This window comes from Streptomyces radiopugnans, assembly GCF_900110735.1.
Classification (GTDB): domain Bacteria; phylum Actinomycetota; class Actinomycetes; order Streptomycetales; family Streptomycetaceae; genus Streptomyces; species Streptomyces radiopugnans.
Genome location: NZ_FOET01000005.1, coordinates 210,895 through 231,650, shown reverse-complemented (window position 1 = coordinate 231,650; position 20,756 = coordinate 210,895). Strand labels below are relative to the sequence as shown.

General features: G+C 74.0%; 18 protein-coding genes. 13 read left to right on the top strand and 5 right to left on the bottom strand.

Annotated elements, in window-relative coordinates; all coding sequences use genetic code 11:
• Window positions 1-48: 48 nt before the first annotated feature.
• The 7 genes from BMY40_RS28050 (at window position 49) to BMY40_RS13330 (ending at window position 5,965) form a co-directional block, all read left to right on the top strand.
• Entirely contained in the window at window positions 49-222 is a 174-nt protein-coding gene (locus BMY40_RS28050) for a hypothetical protein (RefSeq protein ID WP_177213993.1), read from the top strand.
• Window positions 223-322: 100 nt separating this feature from the next.
• Complete coding sequence (locus BMY40_RS13355) at window positions 323-1,078, top strand: GDSL-type esterase/lipase family protein (RefSeq protein WP_093658984.1); 756 nt, start codon at window positions 323-325, stop codon at window positions 1,076-1,078.
• 479 nt (window positions 1,079-1,557) lie between these two features.
• Window positions 1,558-2,295, top strand: a complete 738-nt coding sequence (locus BMY40_RS13350; RefSeq protein ID WP_177213992.1) for a YqcI/YcgG family protein — start codon at window positions 1,558-1,560, stop codon at window positions 2,293-2,295.
• 11 nt (window positions 2,296-2,306) lie between these two features.
• A complete protein-coding gene (locus BMY40_RS13345) occupies window positions 2,307-2,693 on the top strand; it encodes a cupin domain-containing protein (RefSeq protein WP_218158285.1) in 387 nt (128 codons plus the stop codon).
• The gene (locus BMY40_RS13340; RefSeq protein WP_218158283.1) at window positions 2,690-4,030 is read left to right on the top strand and encodes an APC family permease; all 1,341 of its coding nucleotides are present in this window, start codon (window positions 2,690-2,692) and stop codon (window positions 4,028-4,030) included. The genes BMY40_RS13345 and BMY40_RS13340 overlap by 4 nt, the downstream gene beginning before the upstream one ends.
• A gap of 145 nt (window positions 4,031-4,175) precedes the next feature.
• A complete protein-coding gene (locus tag BMY40_RS13335) occupies window positions 4,176-4,844 on the top strand; it encodes a hypothetical protein (RefSeq protein WP_093658980.1) in 669 nt (222 codons plus the stop codon).
• A gap of 134 nt (window positions 4,845-4,978) precedes the next feature.
• The gene (locus tag BMY40_RS13330; protein ID WP_093658978.1) at window positions 4,979-5,965 is read left to right on the top strand and encodes an aldo/keto reductase; all 987 of its coding nucleotides are present in this window, start codon (window positions 4,979-4,981) and stop codon (window positions 5,963-5,965) included.
• Window positions 5,966-6,147: 182 nt separating this feature from the next.
• On the opposite strand, the gene thpR is transcribed toward BMY40_RS13330, so the two are convergent.
• The 4 genes from thpR to BMY40_RS13310 all read right to left on the bottom strand — a co-directional run bounded on the left by thpR (window position 6,148) and on the right by BMY40_RS13310 (window position 10,648).
• Window positions 6,148-6,717, bottom strand: coding sequence for an RNA 2',3'-cyclic phosphodiesterase (thpR, locus tag BMY40_RS13325; RefSeq protein WP_093658976.1), 570 nt, complete (start codon window positions 6,715-6,717; stop codon window positions 6,148-6,150).
• A gap of 27 nt (window positions 6,718-6,744) precedes the next feature.
• Window positions 6,745-8,358: an MFS transporter gene (locus tag BMY40_RS13320; protein WP_245770058.1), complete on the bottom strand. Its 1,614-nt coding sequence runs from the start codon at window positions 8,356-8,358 to the stop codon at window positions 6,745-6,747.
• Window positions 8,359-8,390: 32 nt separating this feature from the next.
• Window positions 8,391-8,828: a MarR family winged helix-turn-helix transcriptional regulator gene (locus BMY40_RS13315; RefSeq protein WP_093658974.1), complete on the bottom strand. Its 438-nt coding sequence runs from the start codon at window positions 8,826-8,828 to the stop codon at window positions 8,391-8,393.
• Between the two features lie 329 nt (window positions 8,829-9,157).
• A complete protein-coding gene (locus BMY40_RS13310; protein ID WP_093658972.1) occupies window positions 9,158-10,648 on the bottom strand; it encodes an NCS2 family permease in 1,491 nt (496 codons plus the stop codon).
• Window positions 10,649-10,979: 331 nt separating this feature from the next.
• Between BMY40_RS13310 and BMY40_RS13305 the strand changes: the two genes are divergently transcribed.
• The 5 genes from BMY40_RS13305 (at window position 10,980) to BMY40_RS13285 (ending at window position 16,265) form a co-directional block, all read left to right on the top strand.
• The gene (locus BMY40_RS13305) at window positions 10,980-11,339 is read left to right on the top strand and encodes a DUF2530 domain-containing protein (protein ID WP_093658971.1); all 360 of its coding nucleotides are present in this window, start codon (window positions 10,980-10,982) and stop codon (window positions 11,337-11,339) included.
• Between the two features lie 107 nt (window positions 11,340-11,446).
• Window positions 11,447-13,942 (top strand): HAD-IC family P-type ATPase, encoded by a 2,496-nt coding sequence (locus tag BMY40_RS13300; protein ID WP_093658969.1) that lies wholly within the window; start codon window positions 11,447-11,449, stop codon window positions 13,940-13,942.
• A gap of 65 nt (window positions 13,943-14,007) precedes the next feature.
• Complete coding sequence (locus tag BMY40_RS13295) at window positions 14,008-14,823, top strand: alpha/beta fold hydrolase (protein WP_425443104.1); 816 nt, start codon at window positions 14,008-14,010, stop codon at window positions 14,821-14,823.
• A gap of 102 nt (window positions 14,824-14,925) precedes the next feature.
• Window positions 14,926-15,465: an NUDIX domain-containing protein gene (locus tag BMY40_RS13290; RefSeq protein WP_245770057.1), complete on the top strand. Its 540-nt coding sequence runs from the start codon at window positions 14,926-14,928 to the stop codon at window positions 15,463-15,465.
• 59 nt (window positions 15,466-15,524) lie between these two features.
• On the top strand, window positions 15,525-16,265 hold the full coding sequence (locus BMY40_RS13285) for a class I SAM-dependent methyltransferase (RefSeq protein WP_093659207.1): 741 nt from the start codon (window positions 15,525-15,527) through the stop codon (window positions 16,263-16,265).
• 72 nt (window positions 16,266-16,337) lie between these two features.
• On the opposite strand, the gene BMY40_RS13280 is transcribed toward BMY40_RS13285, so the two are convergent.
• A complete protein-coding gene (locus BMY40_RS13280; RefSeq protein WP_093658967.1) occupies window positions 16,338-19,532 on the bottom strand; it encodes a sacsin N-terminal ATP-binding-like domain-containing protein in 3,195 nt (1,064 codons plus the stop codon).
• A 302-nt stretch (window positions 19,533-19,834) separates the two neighbouring features.
• Between BMY40_RS13280 and htpX the strand changes: the two genes are divergently transcribed.
• On the top strand, window positions 19,835-20,740 hold the full coding sequence (gene htpX / locus BMY40_RS13275; RefSeq protein ID WP_093658965.1) for a zinc metalloprotease HtpX: 906 nt from the start codon (window positions 19,835-19,837) through the stop codon (window positions 20,738-20,740).
• The last annotated feature ends 16 nt before the right edge of the window (window positions 20,741-20,756 follow it).

The following is a 20,756-nucleotide window of genomic DNA, read 5'->3' as shown; positions in this document are numbered from 1 at the left end:
CGCCGCCGAGAGGCGGCCGGCACCGAAGAAAGAGAAAGAGGGAGAGAAATGAACGGCATCGACCGCGCCGAGCTGGACGAGACCATCGCCAAGACCTTCAAGGAGGTCCGCACCGCCATCGACACCCACAGCGAGAAGAGCCTCCAGATGTACAGCAACGCCCTGCGCGCTCTGGTGGAGCTGCGGCAGCAGGTGGTGTCCGGGGACCGCGCCGCCGGCTGACCTCCGGACCGCCCCGACGGCGTCCGCCCCGCCCTGCGGGCGCCGTCGGGTGACGGGCGTCACGTCGCAGGTCACAGCCGCCTTCCGGGAAGATGAGCGGATGCGCGTGCTCTTCGTCGGCGACTCCATGACCATCGGCAGCGCCGGGGAGCACACCTGGCGCCACCGCATGTGGCGGCATCTGGAGCGCACCTGCGGCCCGCACGGCACCGCGTACGAGATCGTCGGCCCGCGCGACGCGCTGTACGACAAGGCCGCCGACGCCCCGGTCTCCCACGACTACGCAGATCCGGCCTTCCCCGCCGGCGCCCGCCGCCATCTCGCCGGCTGGGGCGAGGGCTGGCTGCACATGGCTCCGGTGATAGGCGGCGCGGTGCGCGAGCACCGCGCCGACACCCTGCTGGTCTTCCTGGGCCTGATCGACCTCGGCTTCTACACCGGCTCCGACGCCACCGCCGCCAACGTCCGCCGCTTCGTCGCCGAGGCCCGTTCCGCCGAACCGCGGGTACGGATGGCGCTGCTGCCGGTGATCCCCAACACACGGGCGCGGCACGACGCCTTCTTCGCCGCCGAGTGCGAGCGCTTCAACGGACTGCTGGCCCGGGCCGCGGCCGAGCTGTCCACCCCCTCCTCGCCGCTGCTGACGGCCGTACCGCCGCACGACTGGGACCTGGCCCGCGACACCTACGACGGCACCCACCCCACCGCCTCCGGCGAGCACCGCATCGCCGCGGCCTTCGCCGGCACGCTGCACCGGGCGTGGGGTGTGGGCGGCCCGTACGGCGCGGGCGCGGTGGGGGCCCAGCCGGGTGGGTCCCGCGCCCGCCGGGCCGAGCCGGTCACCGTGGAACAATAAATTCCGCTCCCGTTCGCCCCGGTATCCCCCGGCGGCGGTGAAGGTTTTTCCGAAGGTTTCCGGAAGGCCGCCGCGACGGGCGGCGAAAGACAGGCAAGCGCGACTCCGGAATGATGACGGACATACACCGGAGCTCCGGAATGCCTGGTTTCACCGCGGTCGGAAAAGGCGCCGGATCCGGACATCCCCCTGCGAACACGGGCTTACAGCAACGGTGTTCAGCGCGCTGGACGCGCTCTCAGCCGGCCGTGCGCACCTGCCGGAGTGGCTGGAAAAAGACGGTGTTTGGCTCAATAAACAGTCCTCCCTCCCACGGCTGTGCTGAAACCATCTCGGCGCCACCGGAACTCCGGCGGAGAATCCCCGGCGGGATTCCGGCGGCACCGTCCTGTCAATACGCAACGGGGGGTATCCAGATGACCGATTCCGCTTCAATCTCCTTTTCCGAGCCATCTGCCCTTCCGCTGACCACACCTCTGGTGTGCGACCCGCGGCAGCCCCGCGGGAAGGCGTGGGAGGCGGACGCGGTCGAGCGGTTCCGCAAGCGCATGCTCGACGAGAGCGCCCTCTTCCCGTGCGTCTTCGGCGTGGACGCGCTGCGCAAGGCCACCCTGCGCTTCTCGTTCCTGGAACGGGGGGACGACCTCGCCCGGCGGCTCGCGGCGGCACTCGGCGACTTCGTCGCCCTCGCGCCCGAACTGGGCCGCAGAACCTCCCTGGTGGCGTTCTTCGAGACCACCGACGAGGACCGCGCCCGCGACGTGGAGGGCTTCCGCACCCTGGTGTGGGACCTGCTCCAGGGGGTGCACGACCTGGACACCGTGCCCTGGCCGGCGGACATCCCGCCGGACACGGAGGACCCCGAGTGGGAGTTCGTCTTCGCCGGAATGCCGATGTTCGTCGTCGCGAACACCCCGGCCCACCGCAGACGCAACAGCCGCTACTTCGAGGACCTCGCGATCACCTTCCAGCCCCGCTTCGTCTTCGACGACATCTCCGAGGACTCCAAGCAGGGGCGCAACGCCCGTACCATCATCCGCGGCCGCCTGGCCGCCTACGACGACGTCCCCGCCAGCCCGCTCCTGGGCAGTTACGGCAAGCCGGGCAACCTGGAGTGGGCCCAGTACTTCCTGGACGACGACAACACGCCTCACGACCGGGGGACGCGCTGCCCCCTGCGCGTCAGGCACGAAGCACAGCACGCCGACAACGCCTAGGAGACCGCCGCATGAACCCCCGTTTCGACAGCCGCACGGCCCCCGCCGTCCCGGCCGGCCTCACCGAACTCCTTCCGCACCAGGGCAGCTTCGAGCTGCAGAACGACCAGCCGGGCAAGGTCCACAACTGGCATCACCACAGTCTGGACGAGGAGTTGTTCATACTGCGGGGCAGTGCCCTGCTCTTCTGGGACGCGGCGGGCGCCTACCAGGAGCGCGACTGCCCGGCGGGCACCTGGATCACGCTGCCCGCCGGTACCGTGCACGGCTCGCTGGCCGGCCCGGAGGGCGCGGTCTACATGATCCGCCCGCGTGACGGCCGTACGGCCGAGACCACGTTCCTGGCCGACGGCGAGCACCCGCACCCCACCCCGGTCGCACGGGAATCCGCGGCGTGACCGGTCCGCACGGCACGAAGGCCGCGGGCGAGGCGGCCGGCGCCGAGGGCGCCGCCGCCGGGCCTCCCACACGGATGGCGGGCCATCTGCGCCTGCCCGGGGCCGTGGCGCTGGCCATCACCATCGTGGTGGGCAGCGGCGCCCTCGTCTCACCCGGCATCGCCTACCACCAGACCGGCCAGGCCGCCCTCTACGCCTGGCTCGTGGCCGCCGCCGTCACCGTCCCGCTGCTGATCGTCTTCGCCCGGCTGGGCGCCGACCTGCCCGGCGCCGGGGGCGTCGCCGGCTTCGTCCAGGCCGGGTTCGGCCGCTCCTGGGCGGCCGGCGTGGAGGTCATGCTCCTGGGCACCTTCGGCCTCGGCATCCCTGCCATCGCCCTGACCGGGGGCTTCTACTTCCAGCAGATCCCCGGTCTGCACGGGGTCCCGGCCTGGGCGGCGGCGATCGGGCTGCTGGCCCTGGCCGGCGTGTCGGTGGCGATCGGCGGGTCGGTGTCGTCGCGCATCCAGATCGTCCTGGCGCTGCTCATGACGGCCGGACTGCTCGCGGCGGCGGTGATCGGCCTGTCCGGCGGCGATCCCGTGCAGCACCTGCCGCCGGCCCGGCCGGAGGAGCTCGCGCTGGGTGTGGCGGCGCTGGGAGCGGTGTTCTTCGCGTTCACCGGCTGGGAGATGCTCTCCTTCACCACCGAGGAGTACGCCAATCCGCGCAGGGACTTCCCCCGGGTGGTGGTCATCAGCTTCCTCGTCGTCACGACCCTCTACGTCCTGCTGGCGTGGGCGGTCCAGACACGGCTGGCGGAGGACGACCCGAAGGCGGCCTCCTCGCCGATCCACGCCGTGGTGTCGGCCGCCGCCCCGGGCCTGGCCTGGGTGGTGTCGGTGCTGGGCGTGGTGATCATCGCCGCCAATCTGGTGGGCGCCGTGTGGGCGGCCTCCCGGCTGGTGATGTCCAGCGCCCGCGAGGGGCTGCTGCCGCGTCCCCTGGCCAGGCTGAGCCGGTCGGCCGGCACGCCCCCGCGCAACGCGGTGGCGGTGTGCGTCGCGGTCTTCAGCCTGATGGCACTGGCGACGGCGTCCGACCTGCTGTCGCTGTCGGACCTGCTGACCGTCGCGGGGCAGAACTTCTTCCTGCTCTACCTGTTCTCCGCGGTCGTCTACGCGCGGCTCAAGGCCGGCGCCCCCAGGGTGTTCGGCATCACCATCGCCGTGCTGCTGGGGCTGCTGGCGCTGACCTTCGGCCCCCTCCAGCTCGGGTACGCGCTGGCTCTGCTGGTGCTCGGCTGGGCCCTGTCGCGACGGGGCGGGAACCGGCGGGAGGCCGCACCGGGGAGCTGACGGCCGCGCCGCCCGGGCACCGGTTTGGCGGTGTCCGGGCGGCGCGGCAGTATGCCCCGGGACGGAGCGGGGTCCGCACCCGGTACGGGCACGGATCCCGCCGGCACCGGTCCGTCCGCACCGAGACGCCACGAGAGAGGCAGCCTTGAACGTCCTGCTTTCCGCATCGGCCCGCGGCCTGGGGCTGCGCCACCCCCGGGTCTGGTCCCTGAAGTCCGGCCGGCCCCTGCTGTCCGGGACCGGTATCGGCGCCGAGGAGGCCGCGGCGTTCAGCGGCGGCGAGCACCCGCCCGGGTACCGGGACCTGCTGGCGGCACTGGGCCACCCCGGCACGGTTCCGGCCGGGGAGAGGCTGCGGCGCACCGTGGCCGAGCGCGGCTGGCGCTCCCACGGGCCCGTCGTCGACGCCGTCAACGCCGCCACCATGGAGCACGGCGGCGGCATCGGCCTGCACCGGGCGGACGACACCGGGGGCGCGCGGATGCTCATCACCCGCGCCCCCGCCGGACTGCGCATGGTCCCCGCCTTCTCGGACCGCTCCAGGCCCGTCCCCGAGGGGGACCTGGTATACGGGCTCCACGGCGGCCGGGACGGCGAGGAGCTTCGGCCCATGGCCTGGCTGGGGCGCCGCGACTGCGACAGCGCCGACTTCCAGCTCCTCGACGACACCACCGAGGCGGTGATGGTCGTCCTGGGCTGCCCCGGCACCGGCGCCGGCCACACCGCCGAGGCGGGCGGCACCGTCCTGGAGCTGCTCGCCCGTCTGCGGCCCGACATCACCGCCACCGAACTCGTCGTCACCGACGCGCCCTGACGGCGCGGGCCCGCCGCGCGGCCCCCGCCCGCACCGCGCCGGACCTCCGGACCCCGCGCGGCGGTTTCCGGAGGTCCGGCCCTCCGCCGTGCCGCTCTTGCTTCGAGCCCACTCCAGCACGTTGGCTGGTACCCATGAAGTACACGCAGCTCGGACGCACCGGTCTCAAGGTCAGCCGCCTGGTCCTCGGCACGATGAACTTCGGTCCGCAGACCGAGGAGGCCGACAGCCACGCCATCATGGACGCCGCGCTCGACGCGGGCGTCAACTTCTTCGACACCGCCAACGTCTACGGTTGGGGCGAGAACAAGGGCCGCACCGAGGAGATCATCGGCAACTGGTTCGCCAAGGGCGGCGACCGCCGCGACAAGGTCGTCCTCGCCACCAAGGTGTACGGCAACATGGCGGCCACGGACGGCGACGTCTGGCCCAACCACGACAAGCTGTCCGCGGTGAACATCCGCCGCGCCGTGGACGCCAGCCTGAAGCGGCTGCGCACCGACCACATCGACCTCTACCAGTTCCACCACGTCGACCGGAACACGCCGTGGGAGGAGATCTGGCAGGCGATGGACGTCCTGGTCCAGCAGGGCAAGATCCTCTACGTCGGGTCGTCCAACTTCGCCGGCTGGCACATCGCCCGGGCCAACGAGGCCGCCGCCCGCACCGGCCGTCTCGGCCTGGTCAGCGAGCAGTGCAAGTACAGCCTCGTCGAGCGCCGCGCCGAGATGGAGGTCATCCCGGCGGCGCGCGGCTACGGTCTCGGCGTCATCCCGTGGTCCCCGCTGGGCGGGGGCCTGCTGGGCGGCGTGCTCCGCAAGGAGCGGGAGAACCCCGAGCGCCGTTCGTCGCAGGCGCTGGCGAACAACCCCGGGCTGCGCGACCAGGTCCAGGCGTACGAGGACCTGCTGGACAAGCACGGTCTGGAGCCCGGCGAGGTGGCCCTGGCCTGGCACCTGGCCCAGCCCGGCATCACCGGCCCGATCATCGGCCCGCGCACGCGCGAGCAGCTCGACTCGGCGCTGCGCGCGGTGGAGCTGGAGCTGAGCGAGGAGCTGCTGGCCTCGCTGGACGAGATCTTCCCCGGCCCCGGGCCGTCCCCGGAGGCGTTCGCCTGGTGACGCCCGCCGCCCGTCCGCCCCGCTCTCCGGCGGGGCGGACGGGCGGCCCTCTCAGCCGATGAGGGCCGCCAGCATCACCACGGCGAGCATGAGCACCAGGGCCCCGCTGACGATGCGGGTACGGGTCTTCGGGTCCACGCCCCAACGGTAGCCCGCCCGGCCGGAAGCCCTTCAGCGGCCCTTCAGCGGCCCAGCGGCCAGGCCGCCAGCGTCTCGTAGCGGGGATGCTCCCCGGGGACCCCGGAGCGGGGCAGCCTGCTGCGTACGAGGGTCAGCTCCTCCGCCCGCCAGGGGCTTCCCGCGAAGTCCTCCAGGGCCGCCGCCAGGGGGCGCAGATCCGGGCCCGGCCCGCGGCGGCCGGCGCGGGCCAGGGTCAGATGCGGCTTGTAGGGGCGGTCGTCGGTCGTCACCCCGGCCCGGTTGACGCCCGCGGTGACGGAGTCGGCCAGCCGCCGCAGCGGCTCGCGGCCGTCGTCCACCCCAGCCCACAGCACCCGGTCGCCGAACCGGCCGCCCCCGGCCAGCCGCACCCCGAAGGGGTGGTGGCGGTGGGCGGCGCGCTCCAGGCGCTCGCACAGCGCGGGCAGCAGGTCGTCGTCCACCTCGCCCAGGAAGGCGAGTGTGAAGTGCCAGCCCTCGGGGAGGGCCCAGCGCAGCCGGTCCGCGCCGGGCAGTCCCCTCAGCCGCTCCACCTCCCCGGCCAGTTCCGCGACGGCGGGGGGCGGCGGCAGCACGGCGGTGAAAAGCCTCATGGGAGGAGTCTCACGCGAGCGGGCCGCTCACGCGAGCACGTCCCTGCGGTGGTCGCGGTCCTCGCCCGGCGCGGAGGCCGGGGCGCTGGGCGGCGCGGTGGCCGGGGCGGCGGCGGGGGCGGTGCGGCGCGAGGAGACCGGGGTGCGGTCCTGCGGGGCCGGGCCGTCGCCCGCTATGCTCTCCGGCCCTTCGGCGCCCGCGGCCCCGGCCGCCCGCACGCCCCGCGCCACCGGGACGAACGTCAGGCCCCGGCGGCCGCGGCGCAGGCCCACCCTCGGCCGCAGCCCGCCGATCCGGGCCAGCACCAGGGCGGTGGCGACGGCGGCCACGGCCGAGACCAGACCGCCGGCCAGGAAGCCGGCGCGGGGGCCGTAGGTGTCGGTGATCCAGCCCATCAGCGGACCGCCGAGCGGGGTGCCGCCCATGAACACCATCATGTACAGGCTCATCACCCGGCCGCGCATCGCCGGGTCGGAGGCGAGCTGGACGGTGGAGTTGGCGGTGACGTTGAAGGTCAGGCCCACCGCGCCGATGGGCGCCATCAGCAGGGCGAAGACCCAGAACGACGGGGAGAGGGCTGCGGCCATCTCCAGCACGCCGAAGAGCAGCGCGGCGCCGACCATCACCCGCATCCGGCTCACACCGCGCCGGGCGGCCAGCAGCGCGCCGGCGACCGAGCCGGCGGCCATCAGGCTGTTGAGCAGGCCGTAGGTGCCCGCGCCCTCGTCGAAGACCCTGTCGGTGAAGGCGGTGAGCCAGATGGGGAAGTTGTAGGCGAAGGTGCCGACGAAGCCGACGAGCGTGATCGGCCAGATCAGCTCCGGCCTGCTCGCGACGTACCGCAGGCCCTCGCGGAGCTGTCCCTTGGCGCGCGGGGCGCGCTCGACGGTGTGCAGCTCGGCGGTGCGCATCATCAGCAGGCCGGTGATCGGCGCGATGAACGACAGCCCGTTGAGCAGGAACGCCCAGCCGCTGCCCACGGCCGTGATCAGCACACCGGCGACGGCCGGGCCGACCAGGCGGGCGGACTGGAAGTTGGCGCCGTTGAGGGAGACGGCGTTGGCGAGCTGTTCGGGACCGACCATCTCCGAGACGAAGGTCTGCCGGGCGGGGTTGTCCACGACCGTCGCCAGCCCCAGGACGAAGGCGAGCGCGTAGACGTGCCAGACGTGGACGTGGCCGCTGAGGGTCAGCGCGGCGAGCGCGAGTCCGGTCAGGCCCATCGCCGTCTGGGTGATCAGCAGCAGCCTGCGCTTGGGGTAGCGGTCGGCGATGACGCCGCCGTACAGCCCCAGCAGCATCATGGGCAGGAACTGCAGTGCCGTGGTGATGCCGACGGCCGTCGCGGATCCGGTGAGGCTGAGGACCAGCCAGTCCTGGGCGATGCGCTGCATCCAGGTGCCGGTGTTGGAGACGAGCTGCCCGGCGGCGAACAGCCGGTAGTTGCGGATGCGCAGCGAGCTGAACGTCGAGGGCTTCGCGGTCTTCGCGGGCTTCCCGGTCTTCGCCGTCTTCGCGGGCTCCGCGTTCTTCCCGGGCTCCGTGCCCTTCGCGGCCTTCCCGGCCCCCCCGGCCGCGGCGGGGTCGTTCGTGTTCTCGTCAGGTGCGGGTGCGGAATGTGCTCCGGGTCCCGGACTCAATCGGTTTCGCCTCCTCGTGGCACTGCTCCTTCTTACAGTTGCGCGAGCTTCTCCAGGACGGGGGCCGCGGCGCGCAGACGCGCCCACTCGTCCTCGTCGAGCTGCCCGGCGAGCTCGGCGAGCCAGGCGTTGCGCTTGGTACGGCTCGCGAGGAGCATCGCCTCGGCCTGCTCGGTCTGGGTGACCACCTTCTGGCGGCGGTCGTCCCTGTGCGGTTCCAGCCGGACGAGCCCCTTGGCCTCCAGCATCGCCACGATGCGGGTCATCGACGGCGGCTGCACGTGCTCCTTGCGCGCCAGCTCACCGGGCGTGGCGGAGCCGCAGCGCGCGAGGGTGCCGAGGACCGACATCTCGGCCGGGCTCAGCGACTCGTCGACGCGCTGGTGCTTGAGACGGCGCGCCAGGCGCATCGTGGCGGAGCGGAGGGCGTTGACGGCTTCGGCGTCCTCGCCCCGGGACAGATCCGGCATATTCATTAGCCTAACTCATTACTTCTCCTAAGGACCAGTCCGGGGAGGTGGCGGGAGGAGTGCTCTTCGCCACCCTCGCCTCGCGAGCGAGCCGGCGGGAAAAGCCGGTGCACTCCCCCACCTACCCCGCGACCACGCCCCCACGGAGTCCACGGAAACGAAAGCGCCAAGCCTACGGACGAACGGCGCGCCGTTCGAACGGATCCGCCGCCACGCCCCGGAACGCGGAACGAGCGCCCGGACCGTGTGGTCCGGACGCTCGTTCCGTGCGGGCGGCGCTCCGCCTGATCCGCCGGGCGGCTCGCCCGGCTCCGGTCACCCGGTCCCGGTCACCCGATCCCGAGCACCTGCTGGATCGGGTCCAGCAGGAAGTAGACCAGGAAGCAGGCGCCGACGGCGTTCAGCAGCCACGGGATCTCGCGGAAGCGCCCGGTGGCGGCGCGCAGCAGGATGTAGGACAGCACGCCGATGCCGATGCCGTTGGTGATGCTGTAGGTGAACGGCATGGAGATCAGCGTCAGGAACGCCGGGACGGCGACGGTCTGGTCGCTCCAGTCGATCTCCCGCACGTTCGAGGCCATGATCAGGAAGCCGACCACGACCAGCGCCGGGGTCGCGGCGTGCGAGGGCACCACGGTGGCCAGCGGCGTGAAGACCAGGGCCAGCAGGAACAGCGCGCCGGTCATGATGTTCGCCAGACCCGTGCGGGCGCCCTCGCCGACACCGGCGGTGGACTCCACGAAGCAGGTGTTGGCCGAGCAGGAGCCGAAGCCGCCGCCCGCCACCGCGACGCCGTCCGTCATCAGGATGCGGCCCATACCGGGCAGCCGGCCCTGCTCGTCGGTCAGCTTCGCCTCGTGGCCGACGCCGATGATGGTGCCCATCGCGTCGAAGAAACCGGACAGCAGCACGGTGAAGACGAACAGCGAGCCGGTCAGCACGCCGACCTCCGCGAAGCCGCCGAAGAGGCTGACCTCGCCGATCAGGCCGAAGTCCGGGGTGCTGACGATGCTCTCGGGCACGTTGGGCACGGCCAGGCCCCACGCCGCGTCGGGGATCCGGGCGACCGCGTTGATCACCACGGCGACCACGGTCATCACGACGATGCTGATCAGGATCGCGCCCTTGGTCTTCCTGATGACCAGGACGAAGGTCAGGGCCAGACCGAGGACGAAGACGAGCACCGGCCAGCCGGTCAGGTGGCCGCCCTGCCCGAGGCCGAGCGGCACGGTGGTGTGCGCGGCGTCCGGGTTGCGGGTGACGAAGCCGGAGTCCACCAGGCCGATGAGGGTGATGAACAGGCCGATGCCGATCGCGATGGCCCGGCGCAGCCCGCCGGGGATGGCGTCCATGACGCGCTCGCGCAGTCCGGAGGCGACCAGCAGCATCAGCACCAGGCCGGCCAGGACCACCATGCCCATGGCGTCGGGCCAGCTCATCTGCGGCGCGAGCTGGAGGGAGACCACGGCGTTGATGCCGAGCCCGGCGGCCAGCGCGATGGGCACGTTGCCGATGACGCCCATCAGGATGGTGGTGAGGCCGGCCATCAGCGCGGTGGCGGTGACGAGCTGGGCGTTGTCGAGCTGCTGGCCGAACTTGTCCGTGCCCGCGCCCAGGATGATCGGGTTCAGCACGACGATGTAGGCCATCGCGAAGAAGGTGGCGAGTCCGCCGCGCAGCTCGCGGCCCACGGTCGAGCCTCGCTCGGAGATCTTGAAGAAGCGGTCGATGCCGTTCCCGGGCGACTGGGTTCCGGGGTCGTTACCAGGGGTGCCAGGGGTGTCTGGCGTGGCCGGGGTGTCGGTGGCCGGAGCGGACATGCGTGACCTTCGCTGGGCGGTTCGGGGACGGTTTCGGAGGTTCCTCCAATGGGAACCAGCCAATCCAGAGTGCTTTCAGTATGAACGCACCACTGTTGAAAAGGCCATCCGCGGACGGGCGCATTCCCCGGGCGCGGCCGTGACGCTTCCCACACCCCGCCACCGCCTCACTCCCACACCCGCCCGCGCGGCTCCCCCTGATCCCTCGCAGACCCCTCCCCCACCCGGACGCCGCTCCCGGGTCGGCCCCGGCCTCCCCCCTCGTTACGCTGGTGCGGAACGCCGCGGCACGGACGGGCGACGGGGTGACGGGAAGCGAGAGGGCCAGGCGATGGGCTTGAGCAGATGGACCAGCGGCGAGCGTGAGGCACCCGAGCCCCTGGAGGGCAACGTCGTCGCCACCGTCGTGGGCGGCACGGTCATCTGGTTCACACTCTTCCTGGTCCAGCTCCCCTTCTACCGCTGGTTCGACGAGCACGACCGCACCTGGTGGCTGTGGACCTGCCTGGCGGGCGGCGTCCTGGGCCTCTACGGCATCTGGTTCGTCCGCCGCCGCGAGGCGGCGCTGCGCCGCGAACGCCTCGCACGGGAGACCGGGGCGGGCTCCGGCCCCGGCACAGGTACGGGCACGGGCACGGGCACGGGCCCCGGCACAGGTACCGCCCCGGAGGGCCCCGCGCCCGCCGAGTGATCCGCGGCCCGGAAAATCCGGCGTTCTCCCCTGATTTGTCTCATGTCACACCCGCGCCCCGGCGGCAGACCGCGCGCGAAGACGCGTTCGCCTCGTACTGTCTGGGCATGACCGAACGGGCTGAGACAGTACGAGGCGAGCGGGGCGCCGCGGAGCCGCACGAGGGCACGGTGCTCGCCGTACCCTCCCCCCGCACGGACACGGCGGCGGGAACCCCCGCCACCCGGTCCCGCGGCCTCACCGCCGCCGAGGTCGCCGAACGCACGGCCCTCGGCCAGGTCAACGACGTCCCCGTGCGGTCCTCCCGCTCCACGGCCGACATCGTCCGCGCCAACGTCTTCACCCGCTTCAACGCCATCATCGGCGTCCTCTTCGCGATCATCCTGGTCGTCGGCCCCATCCAGGACGGCCTGTTCGGCTTCGTCATCCTCGCCAACACCCTCATCGGCATCGTCCAGGAGCTGCGCGCCAAGCGGACGCTGGACAACCTGGCCGTCATCGGCGAGTCCAGGCCGACCGTCCGCCGCGACGGCACCGCCGTCGAGGTCCGCACCAACGAGATCGTCCTGGGCGACCTGGTCGAGCTGGGCCCCGGCGACAAGGTGGTCGTGGACGGCACCGTCACCGAGTCCGACGGCCTGGAGGTGGACGAGTCCCTGCTGACCGGCGAGGCCGACCCCGTCCACAAGCGGCCCGGCGACGCGGTGATGTCCGGCAGCTTCGTCGTCGCCGGCGGCGGCGCCTTCACCACCACCAGGGTCGGACGCGAGGCGTACGCCGCCCAACTGGCCGAGGAGGCCTCCCGCTTCACCCTCGTCCACTCCGAACTGCGCAGCGGCATCAGCCAGATCCTCAAGTACATCACCTGGATGATCGTCCCGGCCGCGATCGGCCTGGTCCTCAGCCAGCTCCTGGTGGAGGACCACAGCGTCGACGAGGCGATCCGCCGCATGGTCGGCGGCATCGTGCCGATGGTGCCCGAGGGCCTGGTGCTGCTGACCTCCATCGCCTTCGCCATCGGCGTCATCCGGCTGGGGCGGCAGCAGTGCCTGGTCCAGGAACTGCCCGCCATCGAGGGCCTGGCCCGCGTCGACACCGTCTGCCTGGACAAGACCGGCACCCTCACCGAGGGCGGCATGGACGTGGCCGAGGTCCGCCCGCTGGACGGCGCCGACCCCGCCCTCGTACGGCAGGTCCTCGCCGCGCTCGGCGACAGCGACCCCCGCCCCAACGCCAGCCTGAAGGCCATCGCCGACGCCCACCCCGCCGCCGAAGCGGCCGGCTGGACGTGCACCGGCGCCCTCCCCTTCTCCTCCGCCCGCAAGTACAGCGGCGCGACCCTCACCGGGCCCGGCGGCACCGGAGGCGGCACCACGAGCACCTGGCTGCTGGGCGCCCCCGACGTACTGCTCCCCCCCGGCTCCCCGGCCCTCGCCGAGACCGACCGCCTCAACGAGCAGGGCCTGCGCGTACTGCTGCTGGCCCGCTCCTCCCACGCCCTGGACGACCCCGCCCTCCTCGCCGGCCCCACCGCGACCGGTCCCGCCACCGAGCCCGCGGCCCTGGTCGTCCTGGAGCAGCGGCTGCGCCCCGAAGCCGCCGACACCCTGCGCTACTTCGCCGAACAGGACGTGTCGGCGAAGGTCATCTCCGGCGACAACGCCGTCTCCGTCGGCGCCGTCGCCGCCAAGCTCGGCCTGCCCGGCGCGCAATCCACCGTCGACGCCCGCACCCTGCCGGAGGACCGCGAGGAACTGGCGGCGGCCCTGGAGGACGGCACGGTCTTCGGCCGCGTCACCCCGCAGCAGAAGCGCGACATGGTCGGCGCCCTCCAGTCGCGCGGCCACACCGTCGCCATGACCGGCGACGGCGTCAACGACGTACTGGCCCTGAAGGACGCCGACATCGGCGTCTCGATGGGCTCGGGCTCGGAGGCCACCAAGGCCGTCGCCCAGATCGTGCTGCTCAACAACTCCTTCGCCACCCTGCCGTCGGTCGTCGCCGAGGGGCGGCGGGTCATCGGCAACATCGAGCGCGTCGCCAACCTCTTCCTCACCAAGACCGTCTACTCGGTGCTGCTGGCCCTGCTGGTCATCGTCTCCCAGGTGCCCTACCCGTTCCTGCCGCGCCACCTGACCCTGCTGGGCGGCCTGACCATCGGCATCCCCGCCTTCTTCCTGGCCCTGGCCCCCAACAGGGAGCGCGCCCGCCCGCACTTCGTACGGCGCGTGATGCGGTACGCGATCCCCTCCGGCCTCATCGCCGCGACCGCCACCTTCACCGTCTACCTGCTGGCCCGCCACCACTACACCGGTGCGGACGCGCTGGAGGCCGAGACCAGCGCGGCGACGCTGACGCTGTTCCTGGTGGCGCTGTGGGTGCTGGCGATCATCGCCCGCCCCTACACGTGGTGGCGGATCGGGCTGGTGCTCACCATGGCGTCGGCCTTCGTGGTCGTCCTGGTCACCCCGTTCCTCCAGGACTTCTTCGCCGTCCGCCTGGTCGGCACGGTGATGCCGTGGACGGCCGTCGGCGTCGCCGCCGCCTCGGCCGCCCTCCTGGAGGTCACCTGGCGCTGGATCGGCCGCCGCTTCCCGGACTGACCCCGACCCGGCCGCCCGCGGATATCCGCGGGCGGCCCCGCCCCCGCGTCCCTACCCTGTCCCGAGTGACGACCCCGGCGACGCTCTCCCACGACACCTCCGGCGGCGGCCCCTTCGACGACGGGCCCTCCGACGACGGCACGACCCTGGTGCTGCTGCACTCCTCGGTCTGCGACCGGCGCATGTGGGACCCGCAGTGGGCGCCCCTGGCCGGGGCGGGCCACCGGACGGTGCGCTGCGACTTCCGCGGCTACGGCGGCACCCCGGCCGCGACGGCCCCCCACCGCGACGCCGACGACGTACGCGCCCTGCTGGACACCCTCGGCATCGGGCGGGCCGCCCTGGTCGCCTCCTCCTACGGCGGGCGCGTCGCCCTGGAGTTCGCCGCGCGGTGGCCGGACCGGGTGACCGCCATGGCACTGCTCTGCCCCGGAATGCCCGGCCACGGGCCCGGCCCGGAACTGGCCGCCTTCGACGCGCGCGAGGAGGCGCTGTTCGAGGCCGGCGACCTGGCAGCCGCCGTCGAACTCAACGTGGCCACCTGGCTCGGCCCGGACGCCGGGGAGGCGGTGCGCGAGAAGGTGCGGCGGATGCAGCGGCACGCCTTCGAGGTGCAGACGGCAGCGGAGGAGCGGTGGGGGGAGATCGGCGAACTCCCCGAGCCCGCCCTCGACCTCTCCGCGATCACGGCCCCCGTCCTCGCCGTCTCCGGCGCCCACGACCTGGCGGACTTCCGCACGATCGCCGCCCGCCTGGCCCGCCTGCTCCCCCGCGCCCGCCACCTCGAACTCCCCTGGGCGGGCCACCTCCCCAACCTGGAGCGCCCGCAGGAGACGACGGCGCTGCTGACGGACTTCCTCCGGGAGAGCGCGGCCCAGTAGACGTACAGTGCCGGGGGAGGGTGGGCCTGCGACCCACCCGTTCCACTGAGAGAGCGCCCGGATCCCGCGTCCCGGAACCCGAGATCCGGTAGGAGTGGGGGCATGACCTCCACCAGTGACGAGCCCGCCGGGCCGCCGTTCCCGATGCCGCAGGCCGAGTACCTGGCCACCCTGCCCAAGGCCACCGTCTACGCGTGCGTGTACTTCACCGACGCGCGCGGGCGTCCAGTGCAGCTGCGTTCGGTGTACGGCAGACGGGTGTGGCAGATCCCGGGCGGCAACATGGACCCGGGCGAGGACCCGTTCCGGACGGCCGTGCGGGAGACGTACGAGGAGACCGGGCTGCGGGTCGAGGGTCCGTGCCCGCTGCTGCTGGTGCACTACATCCGCTCCGACCCGGCCGAGGCGCCACTGGCGAAGGTCGGCTTCTGCTTCGACGGCGGCACGCTGAGCGACGAGGAGATCGCCTCCATCCGGCTGGACCCGGAGGAGCACGACCGCTGGGCGGTGGAGGACTGGCCCGTCTGGGAGCGGCTGATGACGCCCGAGGGCTACCGGCGGCTGGCCGCCCTCGCCGAGGCCCGCCGCACCGGCCGGGCGGCCCTGCTGCTGAGCGAGCCGGTCCTCGGGGGGCCGGCGTGACGGGCGGGCCGGGGCCCGCGGCGGACGCGGACGCGGCCGGGGCCGGGCGCACCGGGGCGGTGGTCGACCGCGCCTACTCCGATCCCGCTCTCGCCGCCCTGTACGACGCGCTCAACCCGTGGGGGCGCTGCGACGACTTCTACCTGGAGCTGGTGATGTCCGCCGCCTCGGTGCTGGACGTCGGGTGCGGTACGGGCACGCTGCTGCGCCGCGCGCGGGAGGCCGGGCACGGCGGGCGGTTGTGCGGGCTCGATCCGGCCGCCGCGATGCTCGACCGGGCGCGGCGGGAGGCGGCGCGGTCGGGGGCCGGGGTGGAGTGGGTGCTCGGGGATCTGGGATCGGCCCGCTGGGAGGGGGAGTTCGAGCTGGTGGTGATGACCGGGCACGCCTTCCAAGTGCTGCTCGGGGACGGCGAGGTGCGCACCGCCCTGGCCGCCGTGCGGGCGGCGCTGGCCGACGGCGGGCGCTTCGCGTTCGAGACCCGCAATCCGGCGGCCCGGCCGTGGGAGCGCTGGACGCCGGAGCACGCGGTCGAGGTGGTGGACGGCACGGGCGCGGCGGTACGGGTCGCGCACCGGGTGGAGGAGCCGGTGGCGGGCGGCACCGTCCGCTTCACCACGACCTTCACCGGCCCCGGCTGGGAGCGGGCCGGCCGCAGCGAACTGCGGTTCTGGGAGGCGGAGGCGCTCGACGGCCTCCTGGCCGGGGCCGGGCTGACGGTCGTGGAACGCTACGGGGACTGGGCGCGGGGTCCGCTGACGGACTCCAGCCCGGAGATCGTCACCGTCGCGCGGCGCTGACGGAGCCTGCGGGGCGGGCCGCCCTGCCGGGGTGCCCCGGCAGGGCGCCGAGGCGGCGGTGGCCGCCGGGCGTCAGTCGAACCAGCGGTCCCGGGCCAGTTCGGCGACCCGGGAGGGGTCCTCCAGCAGGGCGGCGGCCTCGAAGCGGCGCGGCCACTGGCCGGCCGCCCAGGCCAGGCCGGCCGCGACGCCCTCGACGGTGGTGGCGTGGAGGGTGCCGTCGGGGGTGAGCCGCCAGTCCAGCTCCACGCCGCCGAGGACGAGTTCGTCGTGCTCGACGTAGGTGGCCGGGGCGCCGGGCAGCAGGACCCGCACCGCGTCGGGCACCTCGCGCACCTCGCCCGCCGCGGCCTCCGGGGCGGGCAGGTCCGCGCCGACCGCCTCGCTCAGGCGGCGTACGTCGAGGACGGCGGCCAGCGAGGCGGCCAGGGCCGGGCGCACCGGCAGCAGCGGGCGGCCGGCGGCCAGGGGCAGCAGGTCGGGGGCGTCGGCGACCAGCGCGTCGGCGGCGTCCACCAGGCGTACCTCGCCGTCGACCACGGCGCGCAGCTCGTCCGGCAGTGTGACCTCGTCCGGGTCCAGCTCCGCCAGCAGTGTGTACAGGCCGTGGAGCTGGGCGGCGCCGACGGACGGCTCGGGGTCGGCGAGGCGGCCGAGGAGTTCGGAGGCGCCGCCGGGTTCGTCCAGCAGGGCGGCGGCGGAGGTGCGGATGCCCAGGGCGCGCAGCACCTGCTCGTCCAGGTCGGCCGTGGCGGGCGGCGCCTCCTCGTACAGGCCCGCCAGCAGCGGGTCGCCGCCCGCCGCGCGCAGTCCGGCGGGGCGGCGGCCGTCCAGGACGGGGTGGCCGCGCAGCCACCAGGCGGTGTAGGGGCGGACGGTCTCCACCGTGCCGTCCGGCAGCAGGACGCGCACCGGGGTGGTGAGCGCGTCGCGCAGCGGGGGCCGGGAGAGCATCCGCAGGGCCTGCGGCCAGCGGTCGTCGTCGACGAGGTCCAGGTCGCGTACGGCGAGCAGTTCGGAGACCACCGGCGGGACGGAGGTCTCGGGCAGGGTGTCGAGTACGTCCTCGCACCACACGTCGACGGCGTCCAGCAGGCCCGCGTCGTCGGGCTCGGGGAAGTCGGTGTCGCGGGGCTCCAGTTCGTCCGGGTCCAGGACGACGTCGGTGGCGCGCACCAGGGCGAAGTCGGCGAGCACGCCGACCGCGGCGAGGGTCTCCTCGCCCCACCGCTCGGCCAGTTCGGCGTCGCAGGCGGGCAGTTCGCCCTCGTGGATGACGCGCTCGAAGGCGCTGCCGGGGAAGACCAGTTCGGCGGCCGGGGCGAGTTCGCCGTCCTCGTCGGGGAGGGCGAGCGCGCCCAGCCAGGGCTCGTCGCCGGGCGAGAGCCGCGCGTCGCGGACGAGGGCGAGGACGGTGTCGGCCAGTTCCTCGGCGTCCAGGGGGCCGCCGTCCTCCTCCTCGTCGCCGTACCACGCCTCCTCGGCCTCCAGCGAGGCGGCGACGGCCGCCCGCACCTGCGGGGTGGTGAGCACCGCGCGGGGCGTGGCCGGGGTGGCGCCCAGTTTCTCCAGCAGCGGGTGTGCGGCGTCGGGGTGGGCGACCTTCAGTCCGAGGCGGGTGAGGGAGCCGGCGCCCGTGGTGTCGGGCAGGGGCAGCAGCACCCGGCGCGGTCCGATGGTGGTGCGGCCGTCGGCGAGGGGGACGGGCAGGCCGGTCAGCCGGTCGGGGTCGGTGCCGGCGAGGGAGTCGTACAGCCGCCGCCACCAGGACGGGTCCCGCTCCACGCCGGCCAGCCGGTCGATCAGCTCGCCCAGCGGCACCCGGGGGACGCCGAGGGTGCGCAGCTCGGTGCGGCGCTCCAGCCCGGCGGGCAGCAGGCCGGGGAACAGCTCGGCCAGTACGGCGACCGTCTCGGCCCCGGCGCCCTCGGCGATCTCGGCGTCGGTGGGGCGCAGCGCGTGGGGTTCGCCGCCTTCGTCGGCGGCGGCGCCGGCCAGGAAGGGGGTGCGCCGCAGCCGCTCCAGCACCAGACGGCGCAGTTCTCCGTCGAGTTCGGACCTGCCCAGGGGGCCGGGCACCAGGTCGACGGTGCCGGTGGCGACCGGCCGCCAGTCGCGCAGCAGGGTCGCGTAGACGTCGGCGGCGCGCTCCAGCAGGAAGTCGGCCAGCGGTCCTGGCGCGATGTGGCGGCGGGAGGGGTCCAGCGGGAAGGAGGCGATGAGCAGGGCGGGCAGGCCCAGGGGCTCGTCGGTGGGGGTGGGCGCGTGGACGACGGGCACGGTGCGGGCGGGGGCGGGGGCGCCGTCGGCGTCGACGGGTACGGCCCAGGTGACCGACCAGTACGGCCGCCGCCGCTCCTCGACGGGGCGGCCGGCGAGCAGGGCGGTGTCGGTGCGCCCGGCGTCGGCGGCCACGCGCCAGCGGGTGGCGCCCTCTCCCCCGGTGGCGCCGCTGTCCTCGACCACGACGTACGCGCCGTCCTGGCGGCGGGTCAGCGTGCGCACCCCGCCGTCGGTCTCGATCACGACCTCGGTCAGGCCGGGGAGGGTGAGCAGCAGGGCGTCGTCGACCGCGGTGAGCAGCCGGGCGGCCAGTTCCTCGGCGGCGCCGTCGCGCAGCGGCAGCACGACGGCCGTGTCGTACCCCCGGGGGGCGGTGCCCTGGGCGGGCATCGGCAGGCGCAGCAGCGGTACGTGGCCCTCGCGGCGGCGCAGCTCGTCGGCGAGGCCGGGGTTGTCCTCGGCGGCGCGGGCGGCCATCTCGCGGGCCTCGGCCAGCGACCAGCGGGCGCCGCCGGTGCGGCAGACGATCGCGGGCTCGTCGCTGACGGCCAGGACGGCGGCGAAGCCGACGCCGAAGCGGCCGACGGGGCCCGCCTGGGGCCCGCCCGGTCCGCCCGGCCCCTCCGGTGTTCCCGGCGCCTCCTCGTCGCGCTTGGCGGAGGCGCGCAGGGTGGACAGGGACTCCACACCGGCCGCGTCCAGGGGCGCCCCGGTGTTGGCGGCCACCAGCACCTTGCCGCGCAGGGTGAGCCGCAGCCGTCCGGGCACGCCGGCGCGGGCGGCGGCGTCGGCGGCGTTCTGGGCCAGCTCGACCACCAGCCGGTCGCGGTAGCCGCCGAGGGCCAGGTCCTCCTCGGCGTTGGCGTCCTCGCGGAAGCGCGCGGGGGACGCCGTCCAGGCGTCGAGTACGCCGCGGCGCAGCCGTGCGGTGTCGAAGGGATCCGCTCCGTCGTCCGCGCCCTGCACCAGCACCGTGCCGCTCACGTGTCCGTCTCCTCCGCCACGTCCAGTCACGGGACGAGCCCGATTGCCTGTCTGCGGGCGACGGTACTGCGTCCGGCGCACCTCGTGCGCGCCGGGCTGCCGGTGGCGCGGGTCGGCCCCCCGCACACGGCCGGGAAGGGGCGATTCGGGACATTGGGGTATACAGGGAGGAAAGGCAACCGCGTCTCGATCCACGGTCCCGTCCGGCGGGAGCGTGACGGACAGGAGGACCCCATGGGCATGAGGGTCACGACCGCTGTACGGGCTTCCGGCGGGGGTCCGGCTTCCGGGGCGGGTGCGTGATGCGCAGCCGCTTCGAGCCCGACCGGCGGCTCACCGGGCGCATGGTGCTCACGATGTTCCTGCTCGGGCTGTTGTACGTGGGGTTCGTCGGCGCGCTGATCGTGCTGCTCGACTCCCTCGTCCTGGTCGTCGTCATCGCCGCCGTCCTGCTGGGCGCGCAGTACTGGTTCTCCGACCGGGTCGCCCTGTACGCCATGCGCGGCCGCCTGGTGACCCCGGAGGAGGAGCCGCGGCTGCACGGGGTGATCGACCGGCTGTGCGCCACCGCGGACATGCCGAAGCCGCGGGTCGCCGTGTCGGGCATGGACCTGCCCAACGCGTTCGCCACCGGCCGCAACGCGGACCACGCCGTGGTCTGCGTGACCACCGGGCTGACGCGGCGCCTGGAGACCGAGGAGCTGGAGGGCGTCCTCGCCCACGAGCTCTCCCACGTCGCCCACCGCGACGTGGCGGTGATCACCATCGCCTCGTTCCTGGGCGTGCTGGCCGGGCTGGTCGTCCGCTTCGCCTTCTACTCCCAGCTGTTCGGCGGGGGCCGCCGCGACCAGAACACCGCCGCCGTGTTCGCGATGGTCATGCTGGTCTCCGCCGTCGTGTACGCCCTCAGCTTCCTGCTCATCCGGGCGCTGTCCCGCTACCGCGAGCTGGCCGCCGACCGCGCCGCGGCCATGCTCACCGGGAAGCCCTCCGCCCTGGCCTCGGCCCTGACCAAGGTCAGCGGCGACATCGCCCGGATCCCCACCCGGGACCTGCGCACGGCCCAGGCGTTCAACGCGTTCTTCTTCACCCCCGCCCTCGGGGCCGGCAGCACGGTGGCCGGCCTGTTCTCCACCCACCCCAGCCTGGACCGCCGCCTGGAGGCGCTGGCGGAGATCTCCGAGCGGCTGGGCGGCGAGGCGCCCTGAGAGACCGGATCCGGGA